This is a genomic window from Natrinema gelatinilyticum (genome assembly GCF_024266705.1).
GTDB lineage: Archaea > Halobacteriota > Halobacteria > Halobacteriales > Natrialbaceae > Natrinema > Natrinema gelatinilyticum.
Genome location: NZ_CP100756.1, coordinates 3,515,195 through 3,541,508, shown reverse-complemented (window position 1 = coordinate 3,541,508; position 26,314 = coordinate 3,515,195). Strand labels below are relative to the sequence as shown.

22 protein-coding genes and 1 tRNA gene are annotated in these 26,314 nt (G+C 61.5%); 10 read left to right on the top strand and 13 right to left on the bottom strand.

Annotated features, from left to right (window positions below; genetic code table 11):
• Positions 1–46 precede the first annotated feature (46 nt).
• Entirely contained in the window at positions 47–349 is a 303-nt protein-coding gene (locus NJU76_RS17395) for an amphi-Trp domain-containing protein (protein ID WP_254530611.1), read from the bottom strand.
• Positions 350–520: 171 nt separating this feature from the next.
• Here NJU76_RS17395 and NJU76_RS17390 point away from each other — a divergent pair, with 171 nt between their 5' ends.
• From NJU76_RS17390 to NJU76_RS17375, 4 genes are all read left to right on the top strand, one after another.
• Positions 521–811 carry an ArsR/SmtB family transcription factor gene (locus NJU76_RS17390; RefSeq protein WP_254530610.1) on the top strand — a complete coding sequence of 97 codons (291 nt, stop codon included), beginning with the start codon at positions 521–523 and terminating at the stop codon, positions 809–811.
• A gap of 333 nt (positions 812–1,144) precedes the next feature.
• Positions 1,145–2,329 (top strand): sodium:calcium antiporter, encoded by a 1,185-nt coding sequence (locus NJU76_RS17385; RefSeq protein WP_254530609.1) that lies wholly within the window; start codon positions 1,145–1,147, stop codon positions 2,327–2,329.
• Positions 2,330–2,481: 152 nt separating this feature from the next.
• On the top strand, positions 2,482–3,543 hold the full coding sequence (locus tag NJU76_RS17380; protein ID WP_254530608.1) for a sodium:calcium antiporter: 1,062 nt from the start codon (positions 2,482–2,484) through the stop codon (positions 3,541–3,543).
• A 277-nt stretch (positions 3,544–3,820) separates the two neighbouring features.
• The gene (locus tag NJU76_RS17375; RefSeq protein ID WP_254530607.1) at positions 3,821–6,073 is read left to right on the top strand and encodes a PQQ-dependent sugar dehydrogenase; all 2,253 of its coding nucleotides are present in this window, start codon (positions 3,821–3,823) and stop codon (positions 6,071–6,073) included.
• 119 nt (positions 6,074–6,192) lie between these two features.
• Here the strand turns inward: NJU76_RS17375 and NJU76_RS17370 are convergent, their stop codons facing one another.
• The 7 genes from NJU76_RS17370 to NJU76_RS17340 all read right to left on the bottom strand — a co-directional run bounded on the left by NJU76_RS17370 (position 6,193) and on the right by NJU76_RS17340 (position 14,217).
• Positions 6,193–8,013 carry a pyrroloquinoline quinone-dependent dehydrogenase gene (locus NJU76_RS17370; protein WP_254530606.1) on the bottom strand — a complete coding sequence of 607 codons (1,821 nt, stop codon included), beginning with the start codon at positions 8,011–8,013 and terminating at the stop codon, positions 6,193–6,195.
• Positions 8,014–8,027: 14 nt separating this feature from the next.
• Complete coding sequence (locus tag NJU76_RS17365; protein ID WP_254530605.1) at positions 8,028–8,966, bottom strand: twin-arginine translocation signal domain-containing protein; 939 nt, start codon at positions 8,964–8,966, stop codon at positions 8,028–8,030.
• Positions 8,967–10,050: 1,084 nt separating this feature from the next.
• On the bottom strand, positions 10,051–10,413 hold the full coding sequence (locus NJU76_RS17360) for a DUF7344 domain-containing protein (RefSeq protein ID WP_254530604.1): 363 nt from the start codon (positions 10,411–10,413) through the stop codon (positions 10,051–10,053).
• Positions 10,414–10,521: 108 nt separating this feature from the next.
• Entirely contained in the window at positions 10,522–10,995 is a 474-nt protein-coding gene (locus NJU76_RS17355) for an Lrp/AsnC family transcriptional regulator (protein WP_254530603.1), read from the bottom strand.
• Positions 10,996–11,364: 369 nt separating this feature from the next.
• A tRNA-Glu gene (locus tag NJU76_RS17350) sits at positions 11,365–11,439 on the bottom strand.
• Between the two features lie 86 nt (positions 11,440–11,525).
• Positions 11,526–12,920 carry an alkaline phosphatase family protein gene (locus NJU76_RS17345; RefSeq protein WP_345781956.1) on the bottom strand — a complete coding sequence of 465 codons (1,395 nt, stop codon included), beginning with the start codon at positions 12,918–12,920 and terminating at the stop codon, positions 11,526–11,528.
• Between the two features lie 82 nt (positions 12,921–13,002).
• On the bottom strand, positions 13,003–14,217 hold the full coding sequence (locus NJU76_RS17340; RefSeq protein ID WP_254530601.1) for an inositol-3-phosphate synthase: 1,215 nt from the start codon (positions 14,215–14,217) through the stop codon (positions 13,003–13,005).
• Positions 14,218–14,554: 337 nt separating this feature from the next.
• Between NJU76_RS17340 and NJU76_RS17335 the strand changes: the two genes are divergently transcribed.
• The 6 genes from NJU76_RS17335 to NJU76_RS17310 all read left to right on the top strand — a co-directional run bounded on the left by NJU76_RS17335 (position 14,555) and on the right by NJU76_RS17310 (position 20,027).
• The gene (locus NJU76_RS17335; protein WP_256566100.1) at positions 14,555–15,355 is read left to right on the top strand and encodes a TatD family hydrolase; all 801 of its coding nucleotides are present in this window, start codon (positions 14,555–14,557) and stop codon (positions 15,353–15,355) included.
• A 1-nt stretch (position 15,356) separates the two neighbouring features.
• The gene (locus NJU76_RS17330) at positions 15,357–16,187 is read left to right on the top strand and encodes a sugar phosphate isomerase/epimerase family protein (protein ID WP_254530599.1); all 831 of its coding nucleotides are present in this window, start codon (positions 15,357–15,359) and stop codon (positions 16,185–16,187) included.
• Position 16,188: 1 nt separating this feature from the next.
• Complete coding sequence (locus NJU76_RS17325; protein ID WP_254530598.1) at positions 16,189–17,244, top strand: UbiA family prenyltransferase; 1,056 nt, start codon at positions 16,189–16,191, stop codon at positions 17,242–17,244.
• Positions 17,245–17,463: 219 nt separating this feature from the next.
• A complete protein-coding gene (locus NJU76_RS17320) occupies positions 17,464–18,309 on the top strand; it encodes a sugar phosphate isomerase/epimerase family protein (protein ID WP_254530597.1) in 846 nt (281 codons plus the stop codon).
• A 78-nt stretch (positions 18,310–18,387) separates the two neighbouring features.
• Entirely contained in the window at positions 18,388–19,125 is a 738-nt protein-coding gene (locus tag NJU76_RS17315; RefSeq protein WP_254530596.1) for a fumarylacetoacetate hydrolase family protein, read from the top strand.
• A 197-nt stretch (positions 19,126–19,322) separates the two neighbouring features.
• Positions 19,323–20,027, top strand: coding sequence for an MBL fold metallo-hydrolase (locus NJU76_RS17310; protein ID WP_254530595.1), 705 nt, complete (start codon positions 19,323–19,325; stop codon positions 20,025–20,027).
• A gap of 20 nt (positions 20,028–20,047) precedes the next feature.
• On the opposite strand, the gene NJU76_RS17305 is transcribed toward NJU76_RS17310, so the two are convergent.
• From NJU76_RS17305 to NJU76_RS17285, 5 genes are all read right to left on the bottom strand, one after another.
• The gene (locus NJU76_RS17305; protein WP_254530594.1) at positions 20,048–20,353 is read right to left on the bottom strand and encodes a hypothetical protein; all 306 of its coding nucleotides are present in this window, start codon (positions 20,351–20,353) and stop codon (positions 20,048–20,050) included.
• A gap of 312 nt (positions 20,354–20,665) precedes the next feature.
• A complete protein-coding gene (locus tag NJU76_RS17300; RefSeq protein WP_254530593.1) occupies positions 20,666–21,757 on the bottom strand; it encodes a DNA topoisomerase IV subunit A in 1,092 nt (363 codons plus the stop codon).
• Complete coding sequence (locus NJU76_RS17295) at positions 21,754–24,231, bottom strand: DNA topoisomerase VI subunit B (protein WP_254530592.1); 2,478 nt, start codon at positions 24,229–24,231, stop codon at positions 21,754–21,756. Before NJU76_RS17295 ends, NJU76_RS17300 begins: the two co-directional genes overlap by 4 nt.
• Before the next feature lie 142 nt (positions 24,232–24,373).
• Positions 24,374–24,730 carry a DsrE family protein gene (locus NJU76_RS17290; protein ID WP_254530591.1) on the bottom strand — a complete coding sequence of 119 codons (357 nt, stop codon included), beginning with the start codon at positions 24,728–24,730 and terminating at the stop codon, positions 24,374–24,376.
• A 108-nt stretch (positions 24,731–24,838) separates the two neighbouring features.
• Positions 24,839–26,308, bottom strand: a complete 1,470-nt coding sequence (locus NJU76_RS17285; protein ID WP_254530590.1) for a dihydrolipoyl dehydrogenase — start codon at positions 26,306–26,308, stop codon at positions 24,839–24,841.
• Between the last annotated feature and the right edge of the window lie 6 nt (positions 26,309–26,314).

The window sequence follows — 26,314 nt, the reverse complement described above, 5'->3', positions numbered from 1 at the left end:
CCGTCTCTCGCAGAGACCGTCTCCGTCCAACGGTTCCAGGACCTGACTATCTGACGGACAGGTCGTCGCCGCCACCCGGTTCCGTGAATTCGAGTTCGATCTCGAGTTCCCGTTCTCGTTGTTCAGAAAATTCGATTTCGACCTCGATAGGATCGCTATAGTCGAAGGGAATCTCCCACTCCGAGGCGGAGATCGTAAACGACGACTCCGCCTCGAGCTGGTCGGCGAGGTCGTGGAGGAACGTTGCAGTCTCCTCGCTGGAGAGATACACTTCCTGTTCGAAGAAGCCGCTCGTGACCGTTCGCCGATCGCTGGTTCGGTCGTCGGGAACGTTGACGCGGTCGCCCATACGCAGTCGTGACACGAGGACGTGCTTAAACATGCGTTCAGTACACTCGATACGTTTACTCGACGTCCGTCCGGTCACCGATTCCGGTATCAACGTCGGTCGGAGAGGCTGCACCTCGGACCCGTGAGAATCGACGAAACCCTTCTTGAGCGGGCTCCCGAACAGAGTATCATGTCTCTCATCGACGTCCTGGGAAACGGGACGCGCCTGGCGATTCTCAGGGAACTCTCACGGGAACCGAAATACGTCTCGGAACTCGCGGAGACGATCGGCATGGACGGAAAAACTGCCGTACACCACCTCTCAGCGCTCGAGGAGGCTGGGCTAATATCATATTACCGGCGGGGGAATCGAAAGTACTATGAACTCGCTCGGTGCATCGAATTGCGAATCGCGCCGCCGCCGGAGCGGGCGTTCGTTCTTCAGGCTACCGCGCCGGATTCGGACGACGCTAGCGACTAACAGTTTGGAATCGGTCTCCGGATCGGGTCTCGAAATCGGTCCCGGAGTGAGTTTCGGAATCTCCCTCGAACTGGCGAGAATCCGTGTAGAGATTTCCAACGAAATTCGTGTAAATTTCTCCCGTGAACTTCCCTCCCCGACCTGTTAGCTATATGCCAGTGCTTGCCATACGACAGCTACATGTCCGGCAGCCGTCTCGAAAGTATCACCACGAGTCGCACTCCACGGCTCGTCTCTGATGGGGGATTGCTTCGTTCGATCGGTCCGTCCACAGTCGAAATTGCGGAGCGTTTCGCACCGTCGAATCAGTCATTCGATCGACTCGTACGGCGAGTGCTGCTCGGATGTCTCGTAATCGCGTTGCTCGTCGCCGTTCCAGTCGCACCGGTGCTTGCCCAAAGTGATGCTGAAGGCGTGGGCGAACGCGAGGACGAAGAAGGGAAAGAGGGTGGGCTCGAAGGAGCGATCGAAGGGTTCGTCGAGGGGCAGGGGCTTCTGGGCGCGGTGATTCTCCTCGTCCTCGGTGGAATCGTTCTGACAGTCTGCGTGGAGAAATTGATCAGTTACCTCACCCGCGCTGCACTTGGGTTGAAGCTCTCACTGTTCGCCCTCGCGATCGTTTTCACGGGTTTCGAGTTCGACGATACGATTCTCGCTCTCGTGTTGTCCGCCGGGGATCTCGAGGGCGCAGCCCTCGGAACGGCTCTCGGGACCGGGCTGGCGATCGTAGGCGCGACGCTCGCGCTCGCTGCCATGGTCAGACCGTTTCCGGTCGACATTTCGTCCGATTACGTGGTCCTCTTCGCACTGGCACCGCTACTATTGATCCCGTTCGTCCTCGCCGGGACATTGACGTTCTTCCACGGACTGCTCCTTCTCGGCGCGTTCGTCGTCATGTTCAGCTATATTATCGTTCGCGAACTACAGCGAGAAACGCCGGTCTTCAGGAACACGGAGATCGGGGAGGAGATACGGGCGGACGGGGGTGTGGCGCTCCCGTCGGCCGTTTCTAAAATACCGGAAGATTCTCTCGTTAGCGGCCGCCCCGTTGCAGGCGTAATATGGCTCGTGCTCGCCGTCCTCGCGTTGGCCGGCATCGTCCTCGCGTCGATGCTGCTCGAGGCGGGGTCGGAAGTCGTCATCGACGGCTTCGGCCTGGAGCAGACCGTATTCGGTGCGACGGTTCTTACGGTGATCCTCACGTTCGAAGACGTCATGCTGACGATCGAACCGGTTCGGCGGGGCGTCCCCGAAATCGGCGTCGGTAACGTCATCGGCAGCGTTCTCTTCTCGGTGACCGGAAATGTTGGTGTCATTATGCTTCTCAGCGATCTCGAGATTTCTCGGTCCGTGTTGACATTCCACCTCCCGTCGGTGATTATCGTCACCGCGTTGGCCGCGTACTTCCTCTACGACGGAGAGTTGAAGCGGTGGCATGGATACCTGCTCGGCGGCTGTTACGTCGTCTACTGGCTGATCGCGATCATTGTGTTCGGCGGGGTGCCAATCGGTGGGTGACACGTTCCGGGAACGAACTCTCGGGGTGAGAATTCGCCGATAGAGTGGTTCAGATCGGGGCCGTCTACGATTCGTACAACGTCCCCGCAGCGACACCGCGTGTCGCAACTGCGGCTGGAAACTAAGTGTGTTGCCGGGGTAGCGTCACCGACATGGTGGGTCCGAATTCGCCGGTGCTTCTCGTCGTCGTCTTCCTCGTCGGCGTGGCGCTCGTGATCTGGTGCGTCGAAATTTTCATCGAGGCCGTCGCCCAGAGTGCGGTTTCGCTCGGCGTTTCGGGGTTCTTTCTCGCCGTCGTGCTGGCCGGTATCGACCTCGAGAACGCGGTCCTCGGCGTCACCGCGGCAGTCGCAGAGCTACCGGGGCTCGCGATCGGGACGGTGTTCGGAGAATCGCTGTTCGTCCTCACCGTGGCCGTCGGGCTCGCGGGACTCGTCGTACCGTTCCGAATGGACGTCCCTCGGATCTACCTGGTCCTGCTCGTTCTCGCGCCCGTCCCCGCGTTCGCGCTGTCGCTCGGCGGGGAGATCGATTTCCTCGGTGGCGCAGCGCTCGTTGGCCTGTTTCTCCCCGTGCTGGCGTTCGTATACTGGCACGAACGGCGGACCGAAACGACGTATTTGCTCTCCGACGAGGTTCAGGATGTGATCGGTCTCGAGGCCGAAGCGGGCGCGAAGGCGGTGGCAGACGGCGACCGGACACGCCGCGAGCGGAAGATGAACCTGGATTTCGACCTCGATTTAGACGAATTCGTGCCGTCGCTCGAGGAACGGAGCGGCCGCTTCGCGCTCGTCGTCGCCGTGCTCGCGGTCGTCGGGATGACGATCGGGTCGGGATTGACAGTCTACAGCGCCGAAGGAATCTTCGTCGCCCTCGGTATCTCGGGGCTGGCATTCGGTGCCACCGTGTTGAGCTTCATCGCCTCGCTCGAGGAACTGGCGCTCACAGTCGAACCCGTGCGTCAGCAACGACCGGAACTGGCCGTCGGGAACGTCGTCGGCAGTACGGTGTTCTACATGACCGCCAACGTCGGACTCATCGCGTTTCTCCAACCGATCGCTACCGACGGCGACGTTCTCACCGTTCACTGGCCGTTCTTCGCCATCTGCCTCCTTCTCGTGACGGCGACGCTCGTTCGAGGCCGCGTCACGCGTCTCAGCGGAATTGTCCTGATCGGCTGCTACGTTGCCTACTGGTTCGTTAATTACCTGTGACCTATAGCGCTCGAACACTGTCTCGACGCGAATCAATTCGTGGGTGGCTCGAGGGTGCGTCGGATTCCGAAACGGACCGATGGCGGAGCCGCGGGCGTCGTCGAAAACAAATATTGGGATGCGATAACTACTTGTTGTGTAATCGGATTTTGGACAAGTCCATCTTTAGTGGGGAACGATCGAGCCGATTTATTGCTCGATATCGACACTACGTTATCCGGTACGCAGGGCGATCCGGATCGGTACCCGGCGCGGCGTACTGAGAGAGCATGAGACTATGACAGAAAACGAAGACGATAAATCATCGATTTCGAGGCGAACGGTTCTCCGCTCATCGGCAGCGCTGTCCGTCGCGGGATTCGTGGTACCGGCGATGGCGCAGGAAGACGCTATCACGGGCGAGATCAGGCTCGGTGGTCGGATAAGCGGCTGGGTCGGCCAGTCGCCCGAATCGATCGCGGACGATCGAAATCCGACGCTCCGACTCGTGCAGGGTGAAACGTACACGGTCACGTGGGAGAACTTAGACGGGGCGGGCCATAACTTCGCCATCGAAAACGAGGCCGGCGACGAAGACTTTCTCGCGACGGAGATCGTCTCCGGGACGGGCGAGACGCAAACCGTCGAGTTCACCGCCGAGGAGGGAATGGCTCAGTATTACTGCCAACCTCACGCCAGTTCGATGCGCGGTGATATCGAGTTCGTCGACGACACGGCCGGCGGCGAGGAAGGCGAGGAACCTACCCCCACCCAACTGATCGGCGAGGGACCGACCGTCGGCATCGAGACGGTCGCAGAGGGGTTGACCGCACCGACGAGCCTCACGGTCGCCGACGAGGACGCCGATAGGCGATTTATAACCGATCAGACGGGGCAGATATACATCCACGGACCGGACGGGCTCCAGGAGGAGCCGTTCCTCGACATCTCGGATCAGCTCGTCGAGTTCATGGAGTTCGACGAACGGGGGCTCCTCGGCCTCGCGTTCCACCCTGACTTTTCCGAGAACGGTCGATTTTACATCCGGTATAGCTCACCGCCCCGGGAGGGAACACCTGAGGAGTACGACCACACGTTCGTACTCTCCGAGTTCCAGACCGCAGGTGATGACAACGCGACGGCCGATCCCGACTCGGAGCGTACGATTCTCGAGATCCCGGAGCCCCAATTCAATCACAACTCCGGCGCGCTCGCATTCGGTCCCGACGGCTACCTCTACGTCGGAACCGGCGACGGGGGGGCGGCGAACGACGTCGGCCTCGGTCACGTCGAAGACTGGTACGACGAAAACGAAGGCGGTAACGGCCAGGACACCGCAGAGAACCTCCTGGGCGGTATCCTTCGGATCGACGTCGACCAGGAGGGAGACGGGACGCCGTACGCAATCCCCGACGACAATCCGCTGGTCGACATGGAGAACGAGCGCGGCGAGTACTTCTCCTGGGGCTTTCGGAACCCCTGGGGAATGTCCTTTACCGACGACGGTCAACTCCTCGCGGCGGACGTCGGCCAGAACCTCTTCGAGAGCGTCAACTACGTTCAGAATGGGGGCAACTACAGCTGGAACGTAAAGGAGGGGACACACTGCTTCAGCACGGAGAATCCGCAGGAGCCGCCACAGAATTGTCCACAGAGCACGCCCGACGACGTCCGGGGTGGCGAACCGCTACTCGATCCGGTTATCGAGTACCCCCACAGGATCGGAATTCTCGAGGGCGGAAACGGCGGTGGAAACGAAACGGCAGGTGGCAACGAGACCGGCGACGGAAACGAGACTGCCGCAGGGAACGAAACGGCCACTGGAAACGAGACTGAAGCTGGTAACGAGACTGCCGCAGGGAACGAGACCGCTGGTGGAGACGGCGGCATCGCCGGCGACGGAGTTAGCGACGGCCGGATCGGCGTCTCAGTCACTGGCGGTTACCTCTACGAGGGCGGCGAGATCAGCGAACTTGAGGGAACGTACGTCTTCGGCGACTGGAGCGTCGACGGCCAGAGTCCGGGCACGATCTTCCTCGCCCGTCCGACCGAAGGGTGGGAGGACGCTGCCGGAGGTGACGACGTCGAGGACCTGTTCCTCGATCCGCCGACGGAGAACGGCGGGAACGAAACCGGAAACGAGACTGAAGCTGGTAACGAGACTGTCGTAGGGAACGAGACCGAAGGCGATGCAGCGGGAGACGCCGCCGGCGGGACCACCCGCGGTGGACTGTGGCCCATCGAACAGATTCAGCTACAGGGTGAAGCTGCCGAAAACGGCCGACCGACCGGCTTCGTGTACGCCTTCGGAGAGGGCGCGGACGGAGAAATCTACGTCCTCACCACCAGTACGTCGACGGTCGAAGGCGAGGGTGCGGTTCACCGGCTCGTCCCGGCCGAAGGTGGCGAAGTGGACACAGACGACGGTGCGGGTGCCGGCAACGAGACGGAAGCCGGCAATGAGACGGAAGCTGACAACGAGACGGAAGCCGGCAACGAGACGGTGACGGAGAACGAAACTGCGTCCGGAAACGAGACGAACGGGGACTAGTCGACGGAATCGCGGTCTCGAGACGCGCCGTCCCGTCCGAGGCGGGCTGGCTAACGCGAAGCTACCCGTTTTTATCATCGTATCGACTCGAAAAAGGAGCTGACGGTGGTTCGTGGGCCTTACTCCTGGAGCGAGAAGACGGCGATCGTGTTCCCTTCCTCCTCGACCTGGTTACCGCCACCGCCGGTGATCACGACGTACTGTTTTCCTTCGTTCGGATCGTACCAGCTGGCCGGTGCGCCGTCGACACCGTGATTGCCGACGACGTGCTGGGCCAACTGTTCGCCCGTTTCGGTGTCAAACGCGTGAAGGTACCCGCCGGGACCGCCGGCGAAGGTCACGCCCGTCGCGGTCGTCAGCGAGCCGCCCCACGGCGGTCCGACTTGCCAGCTGAACCAGTTCTGCCACTTCACCTCGCCGCTGATCGGATCGACGCCGGCGATCACGCCGGCGTTCTCGTTCCACTCCTCCACTTCTTCGCTCAGGTACTGCTGGTTCTCCTGGTCCTCTTCTTCCGCTTCATCGTCGTGTAACTCGTCACCCTCACGCTGCTCGCCCGGTTCCGTCCGGACCGGTTCCGTCTTTCGCACGGTGTCCATCCCAATGTAAATTTCCCCCGGCTGATACTCCGTCTCGAACCAGGAGAACTTGATCGGGTAGTTGGTCCCCTTGACGACCAGCGTCCGCGTCTCGGGGTCGTACGCACTGGGCTGCGGATTCGTTCCGCCGATGAGATCCGGCATGATCCAGGGCGCGCTGTCGAGGTCGTCGTACGGGGGCAGGTTGAACATGTTGAGGTGCTGGACGTACTCGTCGCTGCGCTGGTGGAGCTGTCCGGTCTCCATGTCGACCGTGTACACCCAGCCTGTCTTCCCCGGCCACGTCGTGAATTTCCGGGTTTCGCCGTCAACCTCCGCTTCGAAGACGACCGGCGGACTCGGCGAATCGTAGTCCCACCAGTCGTGGGGCGAGTCCTGGTGGTGCCACTGGTACTCGCCGTCGGACGTGTTGACCGCGACCTTCCCGCAGGAGTACGGGTTGTATCCCGGTCTGACCGTCCCGTACCACGGACCGGGGTTGGCAGACGGAATGACGACCGTCCCTTCGTCGGGATCGAGCGCGCCCGACGCCCAGGCCGTCGCGCCCCCGTGCTCCCAGGACTCGCCGACCCATTCGTGCGGGGGCGTCATATTGACCCGCCACTGCGGAGTGCCGTCCTCGAGGCTGATTCCGTCGAAGAAGCCGCTGACGCCGAACTCGCCGCCGAAGCTTCCCTTCATAATCATCCCGTCGTAGATCAACGGCGGGAACGACGACGTGGTCCCCCGTGACCGTTCCCACTGGAGTTCCTCGTGCATGAGATCGTCTGCGACTTCGCCGCGGTAGGCGGCGGCTCCGTTGTAGTACCACCGCTCTTCACCGGTGTAGCGATCGATTGCGATCACACCCAGATCCAGCGTGCTCTTGTAGACGGTGTCGCCGAGGACGGCCGGGCCGCGTTCCGCGGGCGGCGTCGCGTCGGACGCGCCGACGAACGGTCGGTAAAAGTGTCGCCACAGAATCTCACCCGACCGCGCGTTGATCGCGTAGAGCAGATCGGGGCCGACCGTCACGTACATGATCGGCGGATCCCCGTCGACGATGACGGGCGATCCCTGGAAGTCGTTCGGGTGGTCCGCGACCTCGAGTCGATACTCGACCTCGAGATCATCGGCGTTCTCCGGCGTGATGACGTCGGCGGTCGTGTGTCGCTGCGACTGGTACGAACCGCCCATGATGAGCCAATTCGTGGGGTCCTCACCCGTTTCAGCGAGGTTCTGTTCCGTGACGTCTACCTCGGGTATCTGATCGGTATCGCCCTGTTCGACGACTGATTCGCCCGGTTTTTCGCTCCACGGTGCGTCCTCCGGAAGTTCGACGAGATGGGATTCGTAAGTCATTCGTATTCACCCTGTTAGTTGGTCGCCGAGTTCCTCGGTGCGCGCTTGTCGTCCGTGATTCGGACGACGTCGCTGATCAGGAACTCCTGGCCGATTATCATGATCGCGGTACTGGCGGTCGTCAGTGTCGTGAGTTGGTCGTCCGCGATATCGCCTTTCGCGAGATCGCGCGCGGCCGACCCCATCAGGTAGTAGCCGCCGAGCATCGATTTGACGTCCCAGAGGCCGCGATCGATCATTTCGCTGGTGACGAGCGGTTCGCGTTGCCACAGGAAGTGATCGAGTCCGTCGATCCACAGCAGCGATCCTTCCGCGGCCCGCTGGTGGAGCGGCGCGATGTACTCGCGGACGACGCCGTCGTCGACGGCGTCCGCAGGCGGGTAGTCCCCGGTCTTCATCCACCACGAAAGCTGCTCGCGCGTGTTCACGATGTTCATCACCAACGCCGTCTGTTCCTCGTCGGAAAACCCGACCTCGGACAGCGTCGCCGGGAGGGCATCGATGTGCAGCAGTTGACGAGTCGTTTCCTCGATATGTTCCGGGGCGAACGCTGGCAGGTTCTCTTCTGCGCTCGCGAAGAACCCCGCCTCGGCGAGGTGATCGTTGATCGCCCACGCCGCCGTCGTCAATTCCTGGTAGGCCGATGCGCCCTGTTCCGGGACGCCCATGGTCTCGAGTTGCGGCAACAACTCGAAACTCCCCTCGAGCGTGGCCAGTTGCTCGCCCAGCAGTGCTGCGTCGAGCGTTCCGGTCAGGCCGTTCTGTACCGCTTGCCCCATCTCGGCGAGGCCTTCTGCAGCCCCGCTCGAGACTTCGGTTCGGAAATCCTGGAGCGTCGCACCGGCGACGGCACCGCCGGCGACGACCCCGAGCGCCTTCAGGAAGTCACGACGATCCTCGTCGCTCACTTCCCCGTAACTGTATCGTTCTTCTGGATTGGTACCGTATGCCATGGCACTTTCTGACCATCGCAATACCTCGCATTAGAAGCTTCCACCGTTTTTCGGTATGTAATATATTTCTTCAGGGGCTCGGGGCGCTGTTTTTGATCAGCAACACTACATAACAAGATATGTTATCATAACACATACTTACGGGGAGATCGATCCCATAATCCAGTTTTTCTATTGCCGACGGTAACTAGTTTTGACCGTCCACACGGGGACTCCGTATTGGGGTTGAATCGACCAAACCATTTGGGACTCGAATCGCCAGAAGACGGCCTTCGAGAATATGTTGATCATTCCTATCGCCAATAGCTAGATGTACTTCGAGAAATGCCTGCTATCGTCGCCAAACTCGGCCTTGCAGTGGCTGAACTGCCGAATTTCACCACCGATTGTGCTCGAAAGCAAAATCTCGAGATGTCTGTCTGGCGGATGGTGTTGCCGTCGTCGGCGGAACTATTCGATACTGGAGAGGTACACGCAATCGACTCAACCAGTATCGCTCATCGCTCGTCGAGCCATACATACGCAAACCGTGTCAAAGAAACGTTTGAGTCGGTCAAAACCACTATTCTTGTAGATTGCTCCACGAGGGCTATTTTCGACGGACACTGCTTGATGAACTTGCCACATGACATACAGATTGCTTGGCAAGTCCTAAAGAGAACCTCAGCATCGTGGAAACTGTCGTCGGTGACAAAGGGTTTGATTGGGATACACTCCGGCAGATGCTGCGAAGCGAGGGTATTAGACCGGTAGACCAGTTATCGAGCATCATGAGTGCTACTCACTCGACGCTGCACACAATGTTCGGATTGATGATGAAACCTCCCATCAACGTTCTATCGCAGAACGATGTTTTCGTTTTGCGCAAGTGGTTCTGTTCAACACTTACGGCGAGAACGTGGTTTGGGCAGTTCCGAGAACTCGTCCGTAAGGCCGCTGTCAGAACATCGAACAATCGCTCACGACCTAACTCGGATAATTTCGCACGGCTAAACAAGAACCGAAGGCGCGTGTTCACCACGGACGTTGCCGTGAAGACGGTGACGTGGAACCCAATTCGATTACTTGCCCGTCGGGTTCAGAGTTAGCCGTCGGGGAGCTCGTCCCGATGCTGGTTGATGAGTTCAAGCAATGGACGCAGCTCTTCAAATGTCGGGCCTCGCGTCACGACGTGCGCATCCCGGTTCCAGTCGATCACGCCCAACTCCTCAAGCTTCGGCAGGTGCACGTGATTCAGCTGGACGCGCATCGCCTCATGTTCCGTATCGTTCGTTGTCAAGTCCTCGGAGATGCTCGTTTGGTCTTCGGGATTGTGGTCCAGTAGCGTCATGAGAATTTGACGTCGGTACAGGTTTGCTAACAGACCGAACGCCGCGTCGGCTGTCAGGTTCACGGAATCGGTAGGAGCCATGTCGAGGGCCCCTCTTTCGGTTGGCCGATTCACCATGTTCCACCAATGGTGATTGGATTGGATATGCGTTTTTGCAAGGACAGAGGGAGGTCTTTGGAAAGATACAACTGCTTAAATACCGAGTTGTCGTCTGTCAACCTCGAGTCAATCCTCTCCCTCGGGTTCGAGGGACGATAATGGTCGGAAATGCTGGTTTTGAATTAGAATCTCATCGGTGGTTTGCACACCTTCTTCAGAGAGAGCAGAAACGATTCCAGTGATATCGTCGCGGGTCTCACCGACGGCCTCAATCCGGATGTTGTCCGTGCCACTCATTAGTTCGCGGACATTCACCACGCCGGGTATATCGAGTGTTCTGTGAGCGATCGCTTCCCGGTCGTGGACAGGGACATCACAATGAATGAGGACGTGCATGGGGAATCCCGCACGCGAGTAGTCCAGCGTCGCCAGATAGTTGGTGATGATTCCGTCATCTTTGAGTTCGGCGATTCGGTTACTGACCGTACTTGCGGTCACTCCCACCTGGTCACCGATCTCCCTGGTAGTAGCGTTTCGCGCGTCCTGCTGTAAGGCGTAAAGAATCGCCTTGTCAACGTCGTCCAAGAGCCTCCAAGACATGGGTAACGAAATGCGAGGAGGCGAGGTAAACATTCTGGACCAGACCAGCTGAAGAGGATGGCAACAACTCTGCTGAAGAGCGCCATTATAACTCATCAGTAGGAGCCCTAAATTTGTGATTTGACTTTGACAGTCCCTAATCGCTGCACGGCATCGGGGTACAGACTCCGTTGAATCGTATCGTTCTGTGGTATAGGTATCTCCCCATGCTATGCCACGTGTGAAAACTGCGAGACGCGGCTTCGCCGCGCATGCTCCGTCTGGGAGTTGAACCACGCCCAGACGTGCTCGCATCGCTACGCGCGACTGATCTGATTCAAATCCCAGCCGTGCGCGCTTCGTTCGCTCATAAAAACTCGCTCGCTGTAGTGCTCCGTCTGGGATTTGAACCCAGGTCATCGGCTCGAAAGGCCGAAATGATTGGCCGGACTACACCAACGGAGCCCGTATTCCCTCGTTGCTCCGGCCTAGTGAAAAACGTTCCGTTCCGATCCGCGAGTGCTACGAAGTCACGCACTGCTCTTCTTCCGTCACTCTCCTGACCGAGTGAATGACGACCCCTCGAGTTTCATCGACAACGTTCCCTTGAGCCCGTGCAAATCGAGTATCGTCGGGGTGACGTCGGTCGCGTCGACCGGTTCGTCACCCTCGAGTTCGGGAGCCGCCGGGCCGCCGAGGCCGAAGATACCGAACGCCGACTCGTCGACACGCCCGTGGGATCCGCTGACCTTCGACGCGTCAAGCGAGACGAGTCCCTCGTCGCCGAAGAACAATTCGCACGGGTCGAATCCGGGTTTCGCGTGGATGTCCATCTTTGACGCGTACGGCGGCGCGTTCTCGCGGTCGTCCCACCAGTAGTACTGGAACCAGGCGTCCCGATTCGCGACGAGTACGATCTCGCCCGCATTGGGGTGGTCGATGCCCCGGTCGGCCTTCCCCGACTCGTCGAGGACGGCGTCGATCCCTTCCAGAGACTCGAGTACATCGCGTGCCGCCTCGACCGATCTCTCGTCGGCGTAGACGTGTGCGATCTGGTGATCGACCATCGCGAACGCGTCCGAGCCCACGATGTCGGCGTCGCCGTCCGCGTCCGTCTCGAGCAACCCGGCTTCGCGGAGCGCCCGGTTTGGGAACACCGGTCGGTCGACGTCGTGGAATCCGTACTCGCTGACGAGGACGAGGGCCGTTTCGTCCCACCGATCGGTTTCCGTGAGGGGGGCGAGGAATTCTTCGAGCAGGTCGTCGACGACCGACAGTTCCGTTCGGAAGGCATCGCTTCCGGGACCGTTACTCTGTCCGACGTAATCCAGATGCGGGACGTAGACCCAGAGCAGGTCGGGGTCGAACTGCTCGATCGCCTCGTGAGCGGCCGCGAGAATCCACCGACTTCCATCCTCGTTCGCGCCGGGACCCCAGTAGTTGTGCAGCGGGAAGTGATTCAACACCTCACGCAGGTCGTCGTAGAAGCCGTCCGGGTTCGTCCAGCAGTTCATCTCGAGAATGTCGTTGTTCTCATCTTCGATCGGAGACGGGGTCACGGCTACGTCGGCACTGGTCCCGATCAGGTGCTGGAAGTTCAGGACGCCAGTGGTCAGTCCCGCATCGTCAGTTCCGGTTTCCCAGATCCGCTCGCGACCGTCGCGGTCGCGTTCCCAGAACTCGGCGGTCTGACGCTCGCGATCGAACTCCCCGCTCGAGACGTCGCCGTGTGTGTCCGGCCGTTGCCCCGTCGCAAGCGTCGTCTGTGCGGGAACGGTCACTGCCGGGAATGGTGGCCGAAGTGATCGGACGCTGTCGCTCGTGAAGAACGACTCGAGCGTCGGCGTTCGATCGGCGTCGATATGCTGGGGCTGAAGGCCGACGACGTCGAGGACGATGGTTCGGTCGGTCGGTTCGCTGGTCTCGGGAATCGAAGAGTCGGTCATGGGATGACTGGTACAGGATGCGTTTCGGAGTGAATCGTGTGTCGGTCGGTGGTCGTTCGAATCGAATTCGGGGCCGTCGTGGTCACCGCTCCCGGTTTGCGTAGTCATACAATCGATTCATCTGCAAGGAGAGGTCGTGCTCGTCGACCCCGATCGGTGCCTTGAAAAACGACGCGAGCTGGGGCTGCAGTCCCTCGTCACCGCGTTCGTCGGCGTGAACGATCAGGCGCACGAGATCGAGGACGAGCGGCGCGGCCAGCGCGGAGTCCGACCCCTCCCAGGTGAACTGCATCGTCATTTCCGTCTCGAGGAAGCCCTCGAAGTGGATGTAGTCCCACGCCGTTTTCCAGTCTGCGAGCGACGGAGTGTAGTCGATCCGGACATGGTTGTGACCGATTTCCGGCAGGATCGAGTCGAGAACGTCACCTTTGCTCGAGAGCTTGCCCGCTGCGTTCGCGTCGTCTTCCAGAACGAGGCCGTCTCTGTTGCCCAGAATGTTGTGTCCCTCCCAGCTCAGAACCTGCAGGTTTCGGCCGGCAAACATCGGGGCGAGCGCGGACTTGACGAGCGTTTCGCCGGTCTTCGCGTCGCGTCCCATGTGGGGGACAGATTTCGCGGTCGCGAGGTCACGGATCCCGCCGAGCGCGTTGGCCGTACTCGGTGTGAAGTTGACGAACGGATGACCGGCGTCGATCGAGGCGTACGCGTAGAGAACGCTCGCGGGTAACGCGCGGTCGTCCTCGTCGATTGCACGTTCGAGCGCGTCGCGACTGTCGTATCGCTCCGGCTCCGCCAGTTCGGGTTCGGTCGACGCGACGTTCACGACTACGAGTCGCTCGAGATCGTGGCAGTTTCGGAACGTTTCGTAGTCGTCACGGATCTGCGTGACGACGTCTTGGATCGCGAGTGATTCGTCGATCTGCTCGCTTTCTTCGGTAACCGCGGCGCCGCAGTTGACGGCTGTTCCGACCTGGATCCGTTCGTCGATCGTCCCCAGGTCGTCTCTGACCGCCGCGAGCGTCTCCTGGTCCGGGACATCGTTTCGGTCACGGTGGCGCTCCGCCTGAGTGAGGAGCGACTCCGGTTCGATGTCGTGGCCCCCGAAGACGAATCCCTCGACCGGCGGCAAGTCGAGACTCGAGACCGGCTCGCGTTCGGTTACCATGCCGGTACTGTCGGTCACTCCCTCGGCGATCGCGCGGGCACCGACAATAGCCATCGTCGCGACGTTGCCGCGCGCGCCGACGAGCCATACGCCGGTTCGGTCCTCGACGGCGGGTTCACTCCCGCGGTTCATCTGGGATCGTTCGATATTGAGAGGTGGTCGCACGGTCGTGGCGATTCGGATTCGCGGTCGTCGCGCGCGTGGGTTCGACTCGCAGTCACCTCACTCCGCAGCCATCCCACTCCGATACCGTGACGCCTCGCACCGCTCGCTCGTTCCATAGCGGGCATTCCACCGAAACTCGGAACCGGGCGACTTTCGTTATGACTCGCGTAGCAGAAGTAAGATTTGTTTGACCGGTCACAAGATCGCATTCCGCTGTGAGCGTTGGTCGATTCGCCGTCATCAACATCGGATTTGTCGTTCGAACGATCGGTGGACCAAACCGTTCACCCCTCGACCAGCACCTATGCGGATTATCGATCCTCATATGCATATGGTATCGCGCTCAGCCGAAGACTATCGGCGAGCGCGTCACGCGGGCATCGAGTGCTGTATCGAACCTGCGTTCTGGAGCGGTCAAGACAAACGCCATGCGGGCGCGTTCTTCGACTACTTCGAACAGATCATCGACCACGAAACCGACCGAGCCGAGCGGGCCGCCAACATGGACCACTACGTCACGATCGGCCTCGAGCCGAAAGAGGCGAACTATCGTGATATGGCAGCGGAGGTTCTCGACCGAATTCCGGAGTACCTCGATCGTGATCCCGTCGTCGGCGTCGGCGAAATCGGTTTCGACCAGGTCACGGACGCCGAGGAGTGGGCGTTCCGCCGACAGCTCGAACTCGCGGAGGACAGGGAACTTCCCGTCATCGTCCACACGCCGCACACCGACAAGCCGTCTGGCACCGAGCGTATCGTCGAGATCATCGAGGAGATGGGAGTGACACAGGAGCGGATCATCATCGATCACAACACCGAGAATACGATCGACATCTCGACCCGAACGGACTGCTGGATCGGCTTCACGCTTTACCCGGGCAAGATCGAAGCAGCGTCGGCGATCGACCTTCTCGAGGAGTACGGGACCGACAACATGATCTTCAACAGCGCTGCCGACTGGGATCCATCGGATCCACTTGCCGTTCCGAAGGCCCGCGACCGGATGATCGACCGGGGCTGGGACCGCGAGGAGGTCCGAACGGTCGTCTTCGACAACCCCTACGAGTTCTTCAACCAGTCCCCGAACTTCGACTACGAGGCCTGAGATGCAGTTCGGGTTTTCAACCAACGCCTTTCGCGAGTATCACCTCGAGGACGCCATCGAAGCCATCGCCGATGCGGGATACGACGGCGTCGAACTCCTGTTCGACGAGCCACACCTCTATCCGCCCACCGCGACGGAGGAGGAACGCGCACACGTCGAAGACGTCCTGAACCGGGCCGAAATCACCGTTAGCAACGGCAATGCGTTCATGCTTACTGCGATCGAGGACTTCCACCACCCTTCCTACATCGAACCGGACGAGTCGTATCGACGGGAGCGAATCGACTACACCCTCGCGGCGCTCGAGACCGCGGCGGCGCTCGGCCTTCCGTACATCTCGATCGAGCCCGGCGGGCCGATACCCGAGACCAAATCGCGCGAGTGGGCAATGGAGACCTTCATCGACAGCCTCGAGTCCGTCGTGCCGAGAGCTGAGCAGGTGGACGTCGACCTGCTCGTCGAACCCGAACCCGATTTGTTGATCGAGACCGCGGACGAGTTTCTGGAACTGGTCGAGCGCGTCGACTCCGAGCGCGTCCGATGTAACTTCGACGCCGGCCACTTCTACTGCGTCGGCGAGAACCCGGCCGAACTGGTCGAGCCGCTCTGGGAATACACGAGTCACTACCACATAGAAGACATCCCGGCCGATCGGACCCACGAGCACACCCAGCTCGGCGACGGCGCGATGGACATAGACTCGTTCCTCGGCCAGCTAGAGAACCGAGGCTACGACGGCTTCGTCACGGTCGAACTCTACCCCTACGAGGAAACGCCGATCGAGACCGCGCGAGAGGCGATGGCCTTCCTCGGGGAACGTGGGTGGGCGTAGGGTGGTAGGCGACGTGTCGTCGGATTGCGTCGAAAACGGCGAGTCGGTCGACGACCGGTGGGAATCTGCCGGCGAGAGCAATCCCCCCGTATCTGTCGACGGCGACTCGCGAGAACCGGTCGGCACTGACCCGCCCGGATCGGACGCTGGTGACTCGAGCGCAACGATCGGTGCGTACGCCGAACTGGTCCGCGTGCCGAACCTCTTTACCGCACCGCCAGACGTGATCCTCGGCGCCGCGCTGGTGTCAATGACCGGCGCTACCCCGGCACCGTCGGCGGTCGCGTTACTGTCGCTCGGGTCAGTCTTCCTGTACGCGGGCGGGACGACCCTCAACGACGCGTTCGATGCACCTCTCGACGCCCGAGAGCGGCCGAATCGTCCAATTCCGTCCGGACGGATCACCCGGCACACTGCGTTCGAACTCGGATTCGCGCTCCTTTTCGTTGCCGTCGGCATCGCCTTCGTCGCCGCTGGCGGCCCTGCAGCCCTCGCCGCTGGATCGGTGGCCACTGCGATCCTCGCGTACGACGGCCTCCTGAAGGGATCGGTCCCCGGATTCATCGTGATGGGGACGACTCGAGGACTGAACGTCGTCCTCGGAGCGACCGCGGCCGGAAGCGCGGCGCTCGAGATGACCGCCCGACTGGTCGTGGTTCCGGCAGTCATCACCGGCTACATCAGCGCCGTCACGTTCATGGCGGCTCGAGAATCCGAGGGGGGCAATCGACGTGCTGTCGCGGTCGCCACCGGTAGTGCGGTCCTGGCGGTCGTCACGCTCTGTGTGTACCTCGTCGGCGTCGATTCGTCGAGGCTCGAAATTCTCGTGGCGCTCGCGTTCGCCGCAGCGTTTTGCTGGTGGGTCGGACGTCCCTTGCGCGCAGCGTACGCTGATCCCGTCCCGAGTACCGTCGGTCCTGCGGTCGGCGGGTGCGTCCTCGGACTCGTGTTGCTCGACGCCGGCTTCGCCGCGGCAGCCGGAATCCGCTGGGGGGTGGCTGCTGGTGTCTTTCTCGTTCCGGCGGTGGGTCTCGGCCGGATGTTCGATGTGACGTGATCGACTCGATTCAGTCCCACGTCACGATCACGGTTCCACGCCATAGCCACGTTTCATACCTCGGTTCGCGTGGCCCGACCGCACGCTCGCTCGACCGGCCGACGGCGAATGCCACCCACTATCACCTCGATCGAGACTCGAGCCCGCGGTGTGGCGGCACGTAATCGACTCCGACGGGCCAACGAATTAGTGGCTCTCCGGTGTAGGAGGACTGAATCGATGGTCAAACTCGCTTTCTCGACGAACGCGTACACCCGCTACGACCTCTCCGAGGCGGTCCGCCGGATCGCGGATCACGGCTACACCGGCGTCGAACTACTCGGCGACGACCCCCACGCGTACTTCCCGGACTTCAGCGACAGTGACCGCGACTCGCTTCTCGATGCCCTCGCAGACACCGACCTCGCAGTCTCGAATATCAACGCGAATACGGCGATGGGCTACTACGACGATGCGCCGCCGTCGGCGTTCTTCGAACCGAGCGTGATCCGTGCGGACGCCGCCCGTCAGTGGCGAATCGACTACACGAAGCGGGCGATCGACCTCGCTGAAACCGTCGGTTCGCCGGCGGTCTGTCTGGCGACCGGCCGCCCGTTACCCGGCACACCACCTGAGGAAGCGTCCGACTATCTCCGCGAGTCGCTCGCGGACATCCTCGAGTACGCCGAGGCGAGGGACGTGGAAGTCGGGATAGAGTTCGAACCCGAACTGCTGGTCGAGAACACCGACGAGGTTCTCGCGCTCATCGATGAGGTCGGCCATGATTCCCTCGGGGTCAACTTAGATGTCGGCCACGCCGCCGTCTACGGTGAAGACGTTGCGGAGAGCATCCGCCGCTCGAGCGGCTCGATCACGGGAATCCACATAGAGGACATCGTCGGGGGCCGCCGGGGAAAGCACTACCATCGGATACCTGGAGAGGGTGATCTCGACTTTCGGGCGATATTCGACGCCCTCGATGACATCGGGTACGACGGCTTTGCGACGCTGGAACTCTATACGTACCCCGGTGAACCGGACCGGGCAGCACGGGATGCCTACGCGGAACTCGAGCGGTACCGATAGCTCGCCGACGCTCGCGAGAACCTGTCGAAATCTCCCTCCTCCTCAACGCTTTTAACCCCATGTGACCATCCACCGGTCGTGAAATACGTTCGTTTCCGCGACCCGGCCGGAGCGATCCGGCGCGGAGAGTACGAGGACGGGACAGTTCGCTTCGCAAACGAGAGCTACGCGTTCGACAGCGACGAGATCGATATTCTACCACCATCCGAGCCCTCGAAAATCGTCTGTATCGGTCGAAACTACGCCGAACACATCGACGAAATGGGGTCCGATTTCCCCGACCGACCACTGCTCTTTCTGAAGGGACCGAACACGCTCGCGGCCCACGGCGATACCGTGACGCTTCCGGCGGACAAGGAGCGTATCGACCACGAGGCCGAAATCGGCCTCGTCATCGGCGAGCAGTGTCGCCACGTGCCCGAGGAATCGGCGATGGACGTCGTCGAGGGCTTCACCTGCGTCGACGACCTCTCGAACCGAGACGACCAGCAACTCGAGCAGAACTGGATCCGCGGCAAGGCGTTCGACGGCGCTGCCCCGATCGGCCCCGTGCTCGCGACCCCCGACGAGGTTCCGGCTGACGCGGCCGTTCGGACTCGCGTCAACGGCGACCTGCGGCAGGACGGCAATCGCGAGCAGCTCATCTTCACGATCCCCGAACTGATCGCCGAAATAACGACCTACATGACCCTGGAACCGGGCGACGTGATCGCGACCGGCACCCCCGACGGCGTCGGCCCGGTCGAGGACGGCGACAAGGTAGAGATCGACGTCGAAGGCGTCGGGACGCTCGAACACTCCGTCCGGATCCCCTGATACGGTCTGCTGTAACGATGTACCGGTGCAACCGCGACCGCCCTGCGATTGCACCGGCAATGACGTACAGTAGTCCGTATGAAGCGGACGGACGACCACGGCCGACCAACTATCGACCAGCGATTCGCTTTGGCAGTACCGTCCGCCGTCCATCTGGGACTACAACGCTTTTCGCCTCGCCCGAGAAATGACGTCGCATGACAGTTCGGTTCGACGCGTTGACCGTCGACTGGTTCGGCCTCGCAACGATTCGACTCGAGGGGCAAACGGGGGTGGTCGTCTACATAGATCCCGGTCCGGAACCCTACGGAGTGCTGGACGACTACGATGCTCGCGACGGTGATCTGGTTCTCGTTAGTCACGACCACCACTACGATCCAGTGTCGATCCGACGAGTGGCACACGAAGAGTCACTGATCGTCGTCCACGAATCGATCGACGCGAGCGAGATCGACCGAGTCGACGAGGATCCGGACGATCTGCCGTACGACGTGGAGCGAGTCGGGGCCGACGACTCGTTCGTCCTCGGACCGCTCGATCTGTTCACGACACCGGCGTCTAACGATCCCGACGGTCCACACACCGACGAAAACGGAGACCCCTACCATCCTGAGGGACGGGGATGCGGATTCGGCGTCACCGTCGACGGCGTCACCGCGTACTGGCCCGGCGATACCGACGTCAGTCCGGTTCACGAGACGGTCGCCGTCGATCTCTTCTTCCCGCCGATCGGCGGTACGTTCACGATGGACCGCCACGAGGCGGCGGCGCTGGCCGCGCGAATCGAGCCGAATCTCGTCCTCCCGGTTCACTACGACACCTTCGAGGGAATCGAAACCGACGACGAAGCGTTCGCCGTCGAGGTGGCCTCGAGCGGCGTCCCGATCGTTCTCGACCGGTAGCCGTTCGGCTCGAAGTGGCATCAGACGCCGCGTCGAGCCCACGCGAACGCCACGAGAACGACGACGACCAGAATTGCGAAGGCGGCCCACTGACCGAGTTCGGTGTCCACGAACGGGGCGAGCAGGTCGACGAGTCCGGACACCTGCAGGAGACCCAGCGCGAGGACGAGGACGACCACTATCGAAATGAGACCGATCGTTACCCCCTCTTTCATCATCCACGCGGTTTCGCTCGCCTCCTGCGCACCGGACGTCGTCGGCTCGTCGATCGCTTCTTCGTCCGGATCGCTGTGCGTCGGTCGTTTGTCCTCGGTTTCGTCAACCATATCACTGTTCTAGACGGTCAGAGACGGTGCAGACGGGAACCGATTGTACCTGCAGACACAGGGGGATGCCGCCGTGTAAATATCTGGCAAAACCGGTGATCAGACGGCACGAGTCGTCCACGCTGTCCGCTGACCGTGCCACCCGATCGGTCGTATCGCTCGTGGTTTCCGTCGATCGTCCAGACGGGGCACTCGACAGCTGCCTCGATCCGCACAGCCTCGCACACGCAGTTCAAGAACCCTCGCAAAAATGGTCCGTCCCGCCCTACAGCACCGAGGATCGAGACCCACGGCACCGAGACTCGACGATCCTTACAGAACGCCCATCTCGCTGAGCCGATCCGGGAGATACGTATCCGTCACGAAATCGAGTCCGTACGACGCCAGCGACTGCTGTTCGGATTTCTTCTCGAGGTCGAGCTGGAGTTCGATCTGTTCTTCCCAGTAGTCGGTCTGGAAGCGGGGGTCCTCGAGTTCGCTCTCGAGGGCGTTGATGTCCGAATCCGAGAGCGGGTCGGTCGGCAGTTCGTACTCGACAATGTCGGCGGGCTGGATGCCGACGAACTGGGCCTCCGGCGTCGCGAGGTATTCCGAGAGGTGGGCGGACTTGATCGATCCGTAGGCGACCGAGCCGTAGATGCGGTACGACCACGGGTCGCCGTCAGTAAAGACGGTCACGGGCAGATCGAGTTCGTCGTGGAGACGCTTGGTGATCCGGCGAGTCGCCCGGGCGGGCTGGCCCTTGAGGTGGACGATCAGGGCGTTGTACTCGTCGTCGAATCCGTTCTCGACCAGTCGGTCGCGCATCCCACCGGTCTCGACGGCGAGAATGAAGTCGGCGTCGGAGTCGAGAAAGTCGATCGTATCCGGATTGTTCGGAATCTGGTATCCACCCTCGCCGACGTCTTCCTGACAGTGGATCTCGCGCTCGCCACGACGGGTCTGTTCGCGGAGGTGCAACGGCCCCATGATCGTCGCGCCGGACTCTTCTGGGCGCATGTGGAAATCCTCGCGGGTGACCCCGGAGACGATCTCCAGGTCCTCGACGAGGGCGTTCGATTCGTCCTGGTCCGAGAACTGGGCCTCGTCGTTGTCCCAGCTTTCCGAGAGGTAGTAGAGTTCACGCAGGGTGGACGACCGGTCCTCTTCGAGTTGGGCGGAGAGGAATTCGATCGTGTAGACCGCTTTGAGAAGCTTCCGCGCGCCTCGAACGGAGTTGGCCGATCTGGTCGACTCCCGGTCACCGTAGACCCAGACGTCTTTCTCTTCGTCGTACTCGATGTTGTTCTTCGTCCGCGTCGGCACGGACATGTTCGGGATCTCGCCCAGTTCGAACTGATCGTAGAACTGCGCCGCGAGATCGATCAACTGTTCTCGTGCCTGCTGGGTATCGTCTGCGCTCATTGGTCAGTAACGGTGAGTTTCTCGCTTTCGACGCCCTTGACGTCCAGATCGAACGTCGCGTCGTCCGGTACTTCGTACTCGAGCGTGGCATCGTCGCCGCTTCCGACGTCGGCCTCCCACTTGACGAACCACTCGCCGTCCATCTCGACGACGGTCGCGCCGTCCGAGAGGTTCTCGGGCTCGGCCGAGACGATGTCGGTCACCTCGAGTGACTCGGTCGTGTTCGAGTTGTTCTCGACGACGACCGATACTGCGGCGCCGTCCCCGTTTTGTTCGACTTGGCGCTCGACGAGAACGTTGTTCATAATGCGTGCGACTGCATCGTCGATATCGGGTTTGTTGCGGCCGGTTACCTCGGCGACCTTCTCTGCCATCTCCGGCAGGATTTTCCCGAGGACGTTTTGCTTCTTTCGGCGCTGTTGCATCGACCGGCGCTTGTTGAGGTAACTCTTGAGCTCCCGCGAGGCCTCCCGAACTGCCAGTTCGATCTCGTCTTCGATCTCTGGAACGTTCGCGATAGCGTCTTTCGATTCGCTCGTAAACGGAACATTCGTGGAGGCGACGTGGATCATGATCACCACCGGCCCGTTCGGTAGACCGGAGCCGCCGGGCTGATCGAGACCATAGTTGCGCCAGCCGATCGTCTTTATGACGTCGGTCGTCGCACAGGCCCCGCGCTGGTAGACCAGGGGGACTCGATTCGCGAATCGAAGGACCTCGCCGGTTCCTTCGGCCTCGAGATTACCACCGTAGGCGATCCCGGCTTCGACGACGAACGGGTCACCGCCGGAGACGCCCGCATCACGAGTCGCCGACGCGAAGAAGTCGGCGTCGAACTCTTTCTCGAGACCGGCAGTGATGAGATCCTCGGTGATCGGCGCCAGACACCGCGTCGGCGGCGCCATGATATCGGTGGCGCGCATGGCGTCGACCAGGTTGCTGGTCGCATCGCGGTCGCCGTTCAGCTCTCGGACGAGCGGCGGGTCGTCCGGCACTGTCGCCATCACACTCCAGACGGCCTCGACGACGTTCTCACGGGCGGTCTCGCCGAACGAGACGTCGTCGTACTCTTCGGTGAGATCCGCCGCCCGGTCGACGTACGCCCGGAGTTGGCCGCGAGTGAGCCGATGGCGGACGTTGTCGTTTTCGCGTTCCTCCTCGAATGTGGCCGCGAGCCGGTCGGCGAACGCGTGGATCACCTCGTCGTCCTTGCGGGTACTCGTCGCGTCATCGGCGAGTTCGTACAGATCAGCAACGAGACGCGAGTCCGCGTCGGTGTCGTCCGCACCGTCGTCCGCGTTCGCAACCGCCGACGAAGTGGCGGCGTCGATCAACTCGAGCCAGACGGCCTCGACGGCATTTTCGCGGACGGTGTCGCCGAACGTCGTTCCGTGGTCGGCCTCGACGCCGTCTGCAGCCGAGTCGACGACCTCGAGTAACTCGTGGTGGGCGATTCGGTCCCAATCGTCGACGGCGCCCGCGACGGTCTCGGCGAAGGCGCTGGTCGCGTCCGGGCCCTTGTTCGCCGTCGCGTTCTCGACCGCTGTCGCGACGTCGACGGGGTGGTGAGACGCCGAGGGACGCCAGCGCATCTCTCGGCCGTAGTGGCGGTCGCGGAAGGCATCGATGATCGAATCGGCGGTCTTCTTCCCGACGCGGGTGAACTCCCCCTGCAAGAACCCCGAGACCGTCTGGGAGTCCGTCGCGTTCAGCATTTTCATCACGGTACCGAGCTCGACGCCGTGTGGGTGGGGACGGATTTCCTCGGTCTCCTCGGGGAGCTGGTCGGTCGCGCGCTCGAACTTGAAGTGTTCCTGGGGCTCGCGAAGCTCGAGGCGAGCGTGGGGGTTGACGACTGCCGTGTGCTTGATGTAATCGTGGAGCTGTTGGCGGGCGCGCATGTTGGCTTCCATCTCGAGTTCGATGCGGGTCCCGTGGGGTCGATCCCAGGTAGTCGTCTTCTCGACGCTGATTTCGGGTTCGTTTTCGTCGGTATCGATAATGAGTTCGAAGTACTCCGCCTCACTCGAGCCCTGCGTCCGACTGGTGATCTTCGCGGGTTTCCCGCTCGTCAGCTGTGAGTAGAGGACGGCTGCGGAGATACCGATTCCCTGCTGACCTCGAGACTGTTCGCGTGCGTGAAAGCGCGATCCGTAGAGGAGCTTTCCGAAGACTTTCGGGAGCGATTCTTTCGTCAGTCCCGGTCCGTTGTCCTCGACGATCAGGCGGTAGTAATCGTCTGCTTCCTGAATCTCGACGTAGATGTCCGGGAGAATGCCCGCTTCCTCGGCGGCGTCTAAGGCGTTGTCGACGGCCTCCTTGACGGCCGTGACGAGGCCTCGAGCGCCGCTATCGAAGCCGAGCATGTGCTTGTTCTTCTCGAAGAACTCGGCGATGGAGATCGACTGCTGACTCTCTGCCAGCTCCTCGGCGATCCCCGGTTCGTCACCGAGTGTCGACTGGAACGACGTCATCGTCTTCCCTTACTAACGGGGAGGCTAAAAGGTGTGTGCTACCGGAGTGAAAGTGAACCTGTATCGAGGGTAGTGCATTCGATGCGCGTCGGTATCGACGATTCGTTCGCCGGCTTTCAGCCCGGCGACGATCGGCGAATCTCTAGAACGTGATTATTTCGTAACCCTCGTCGACCAGCGAGCGGACGCTCGGGTGGCCGCCGTTCTCGTCGACCGTGACGACTCCGGTCTCCGCGATTGCGTCGTCGACGCCGAACGCGTTCGCACAGTAGTCACAGACCGCGGCTTCTTCGCTGAGCGACCGATAGAGTTCGTGATAGTCGTGACCCTCGTCCTCGAGTTCGGGGATCCACTGCGTTCCGGCTCCGTCGAAGATCAACTCGAGTTCGTCGTCCGCGTTCTCGTCGAACTCCTTTGCCGCCTCGAGGCCATTTACCAGTCGGCCGAGGTCGCTGTGCGATTCGGTGCCTGCCAATATAACGATCGCTGCGTTTGCCATTGCGGCCGAAACTGGACCCCGATATTACAAAAGTCGACGGCGGTCGTGTAAGCGGAACGCAGATCCGGCGACTATGTCGAGAAAAAGGACCGCGAGTCACTGGCTCGGCTAATGGGGATGCTCGTGGTCGTGGTCGTGATCGTGGTCACCGCGCCGAGTGAACTGGCCGGAGAACGCACGTTGGACGACTTCCGAGAGGGCGGGGTGGATGTGGACTGACTGACTGATGTCCCCGACCGTCCCGGAGCCAGCTGTCATCGCCACGACGACCTCCTGAATCAGATTCGAGGCGTCGGGACCGATGATGTGACAGCCGAGAATGCCGCCCTCGAGGTCGATGAGGGATTTGACGAACCCCTCCGCGTGCATCGCGCTCCCGCGCGCCGTCTCGTCGTAGGGATAGACGCGTGTGGCGTACTCGCGGTCGGATGCGCGCAACTCCTGTTCGGTCAGACCGACGCCGGCGACCTCTGGAGAGGCGAAGACGGCGAACGGCATCGCAGAGTAGTCGATGGGTTCGAGGTCGTCCCCGAAGAGGGTGCGCGCGACGGACCGTGCCTCGTGATTGGCGTTGTGCTTCAGCAGGTACTCACCGACGATATCGCCGAGGGCCCAGACGCCGTCTGCGGTCGTCCGGAGGTACTCGTCGGTCTGGATGAAGCCGTCAGCGTCCGTTTCGATGCCGGCTGCCTCGAGGTTCAGCGTATCGCTATTCGGGACTCGGCCGGTCGCGATGAGGAGTTCGTCGCCGGCGACCGTGATTCGATCGTCCCTGTTCGCCGTGCCACTGTGAGAGTCGTTAGCGTCGGAATCGGGATACGTAAAGGCGCGCGCTTCGACGGAGATCGAGCCGTGGTCTTTCGAGACGGCGACGGCTTCGTAGCCGGTGTGCACGTCGAATCGGTCGGCGTAGCGGTCGGTGAACGCGGCGCTCACTTCTTCGTCCGCGTCCGGGAGCATGGTCGGCCGCCGGCTAATGATCGCCACGTCGCTCCCGAACGTCCCGAAGAACTGCGCGAGTTCCGCCGCGATGTAGCCGCCGCCGACGATGACGAGCCTATCGGGCAGGGTTTCCACCGTGAGTGCCTCGGTGCTCGTGAGGTACTCGACGTCCTCGAGCCCGTTCATCTTCGGAATCGCCGGCCGCGTGCCCGCTGCGACGAGGACCGTGTCCGCTCGAAGGCGGGCCCCGTCCGCCGAACCGCCCGAGAGGCTGACCGTTCGCTCGTCGACGAACCGGGCTTTCGCCTCGTACAGGTCGATTCGATCCGAGGAGTGCAGCCCGCGTCTGATCGAGTCGGAACTGCCGTGTACGTCGTCGGTGACGTCACGGACGATATCGGCGAAGGCGACGTCGTCGATAGTCGCGTCGATCCCGAATTCGTCCGCGCGCTCGATCGTTTCCATCACGTCGGCGTGATACAACAACTTCTTCGACGGGATACAGCCGCGATTGAGACAGGTGCCGCCGAGCCGTCCCTTTTCGATGACCGCGACTGACTGTCCCTGATTCGCCGCTACGTTCGCTACGTCGAGGCCGGAACCCGAGCCGATGACGAGAAAGTCGTACTCCTCCATGGGGTG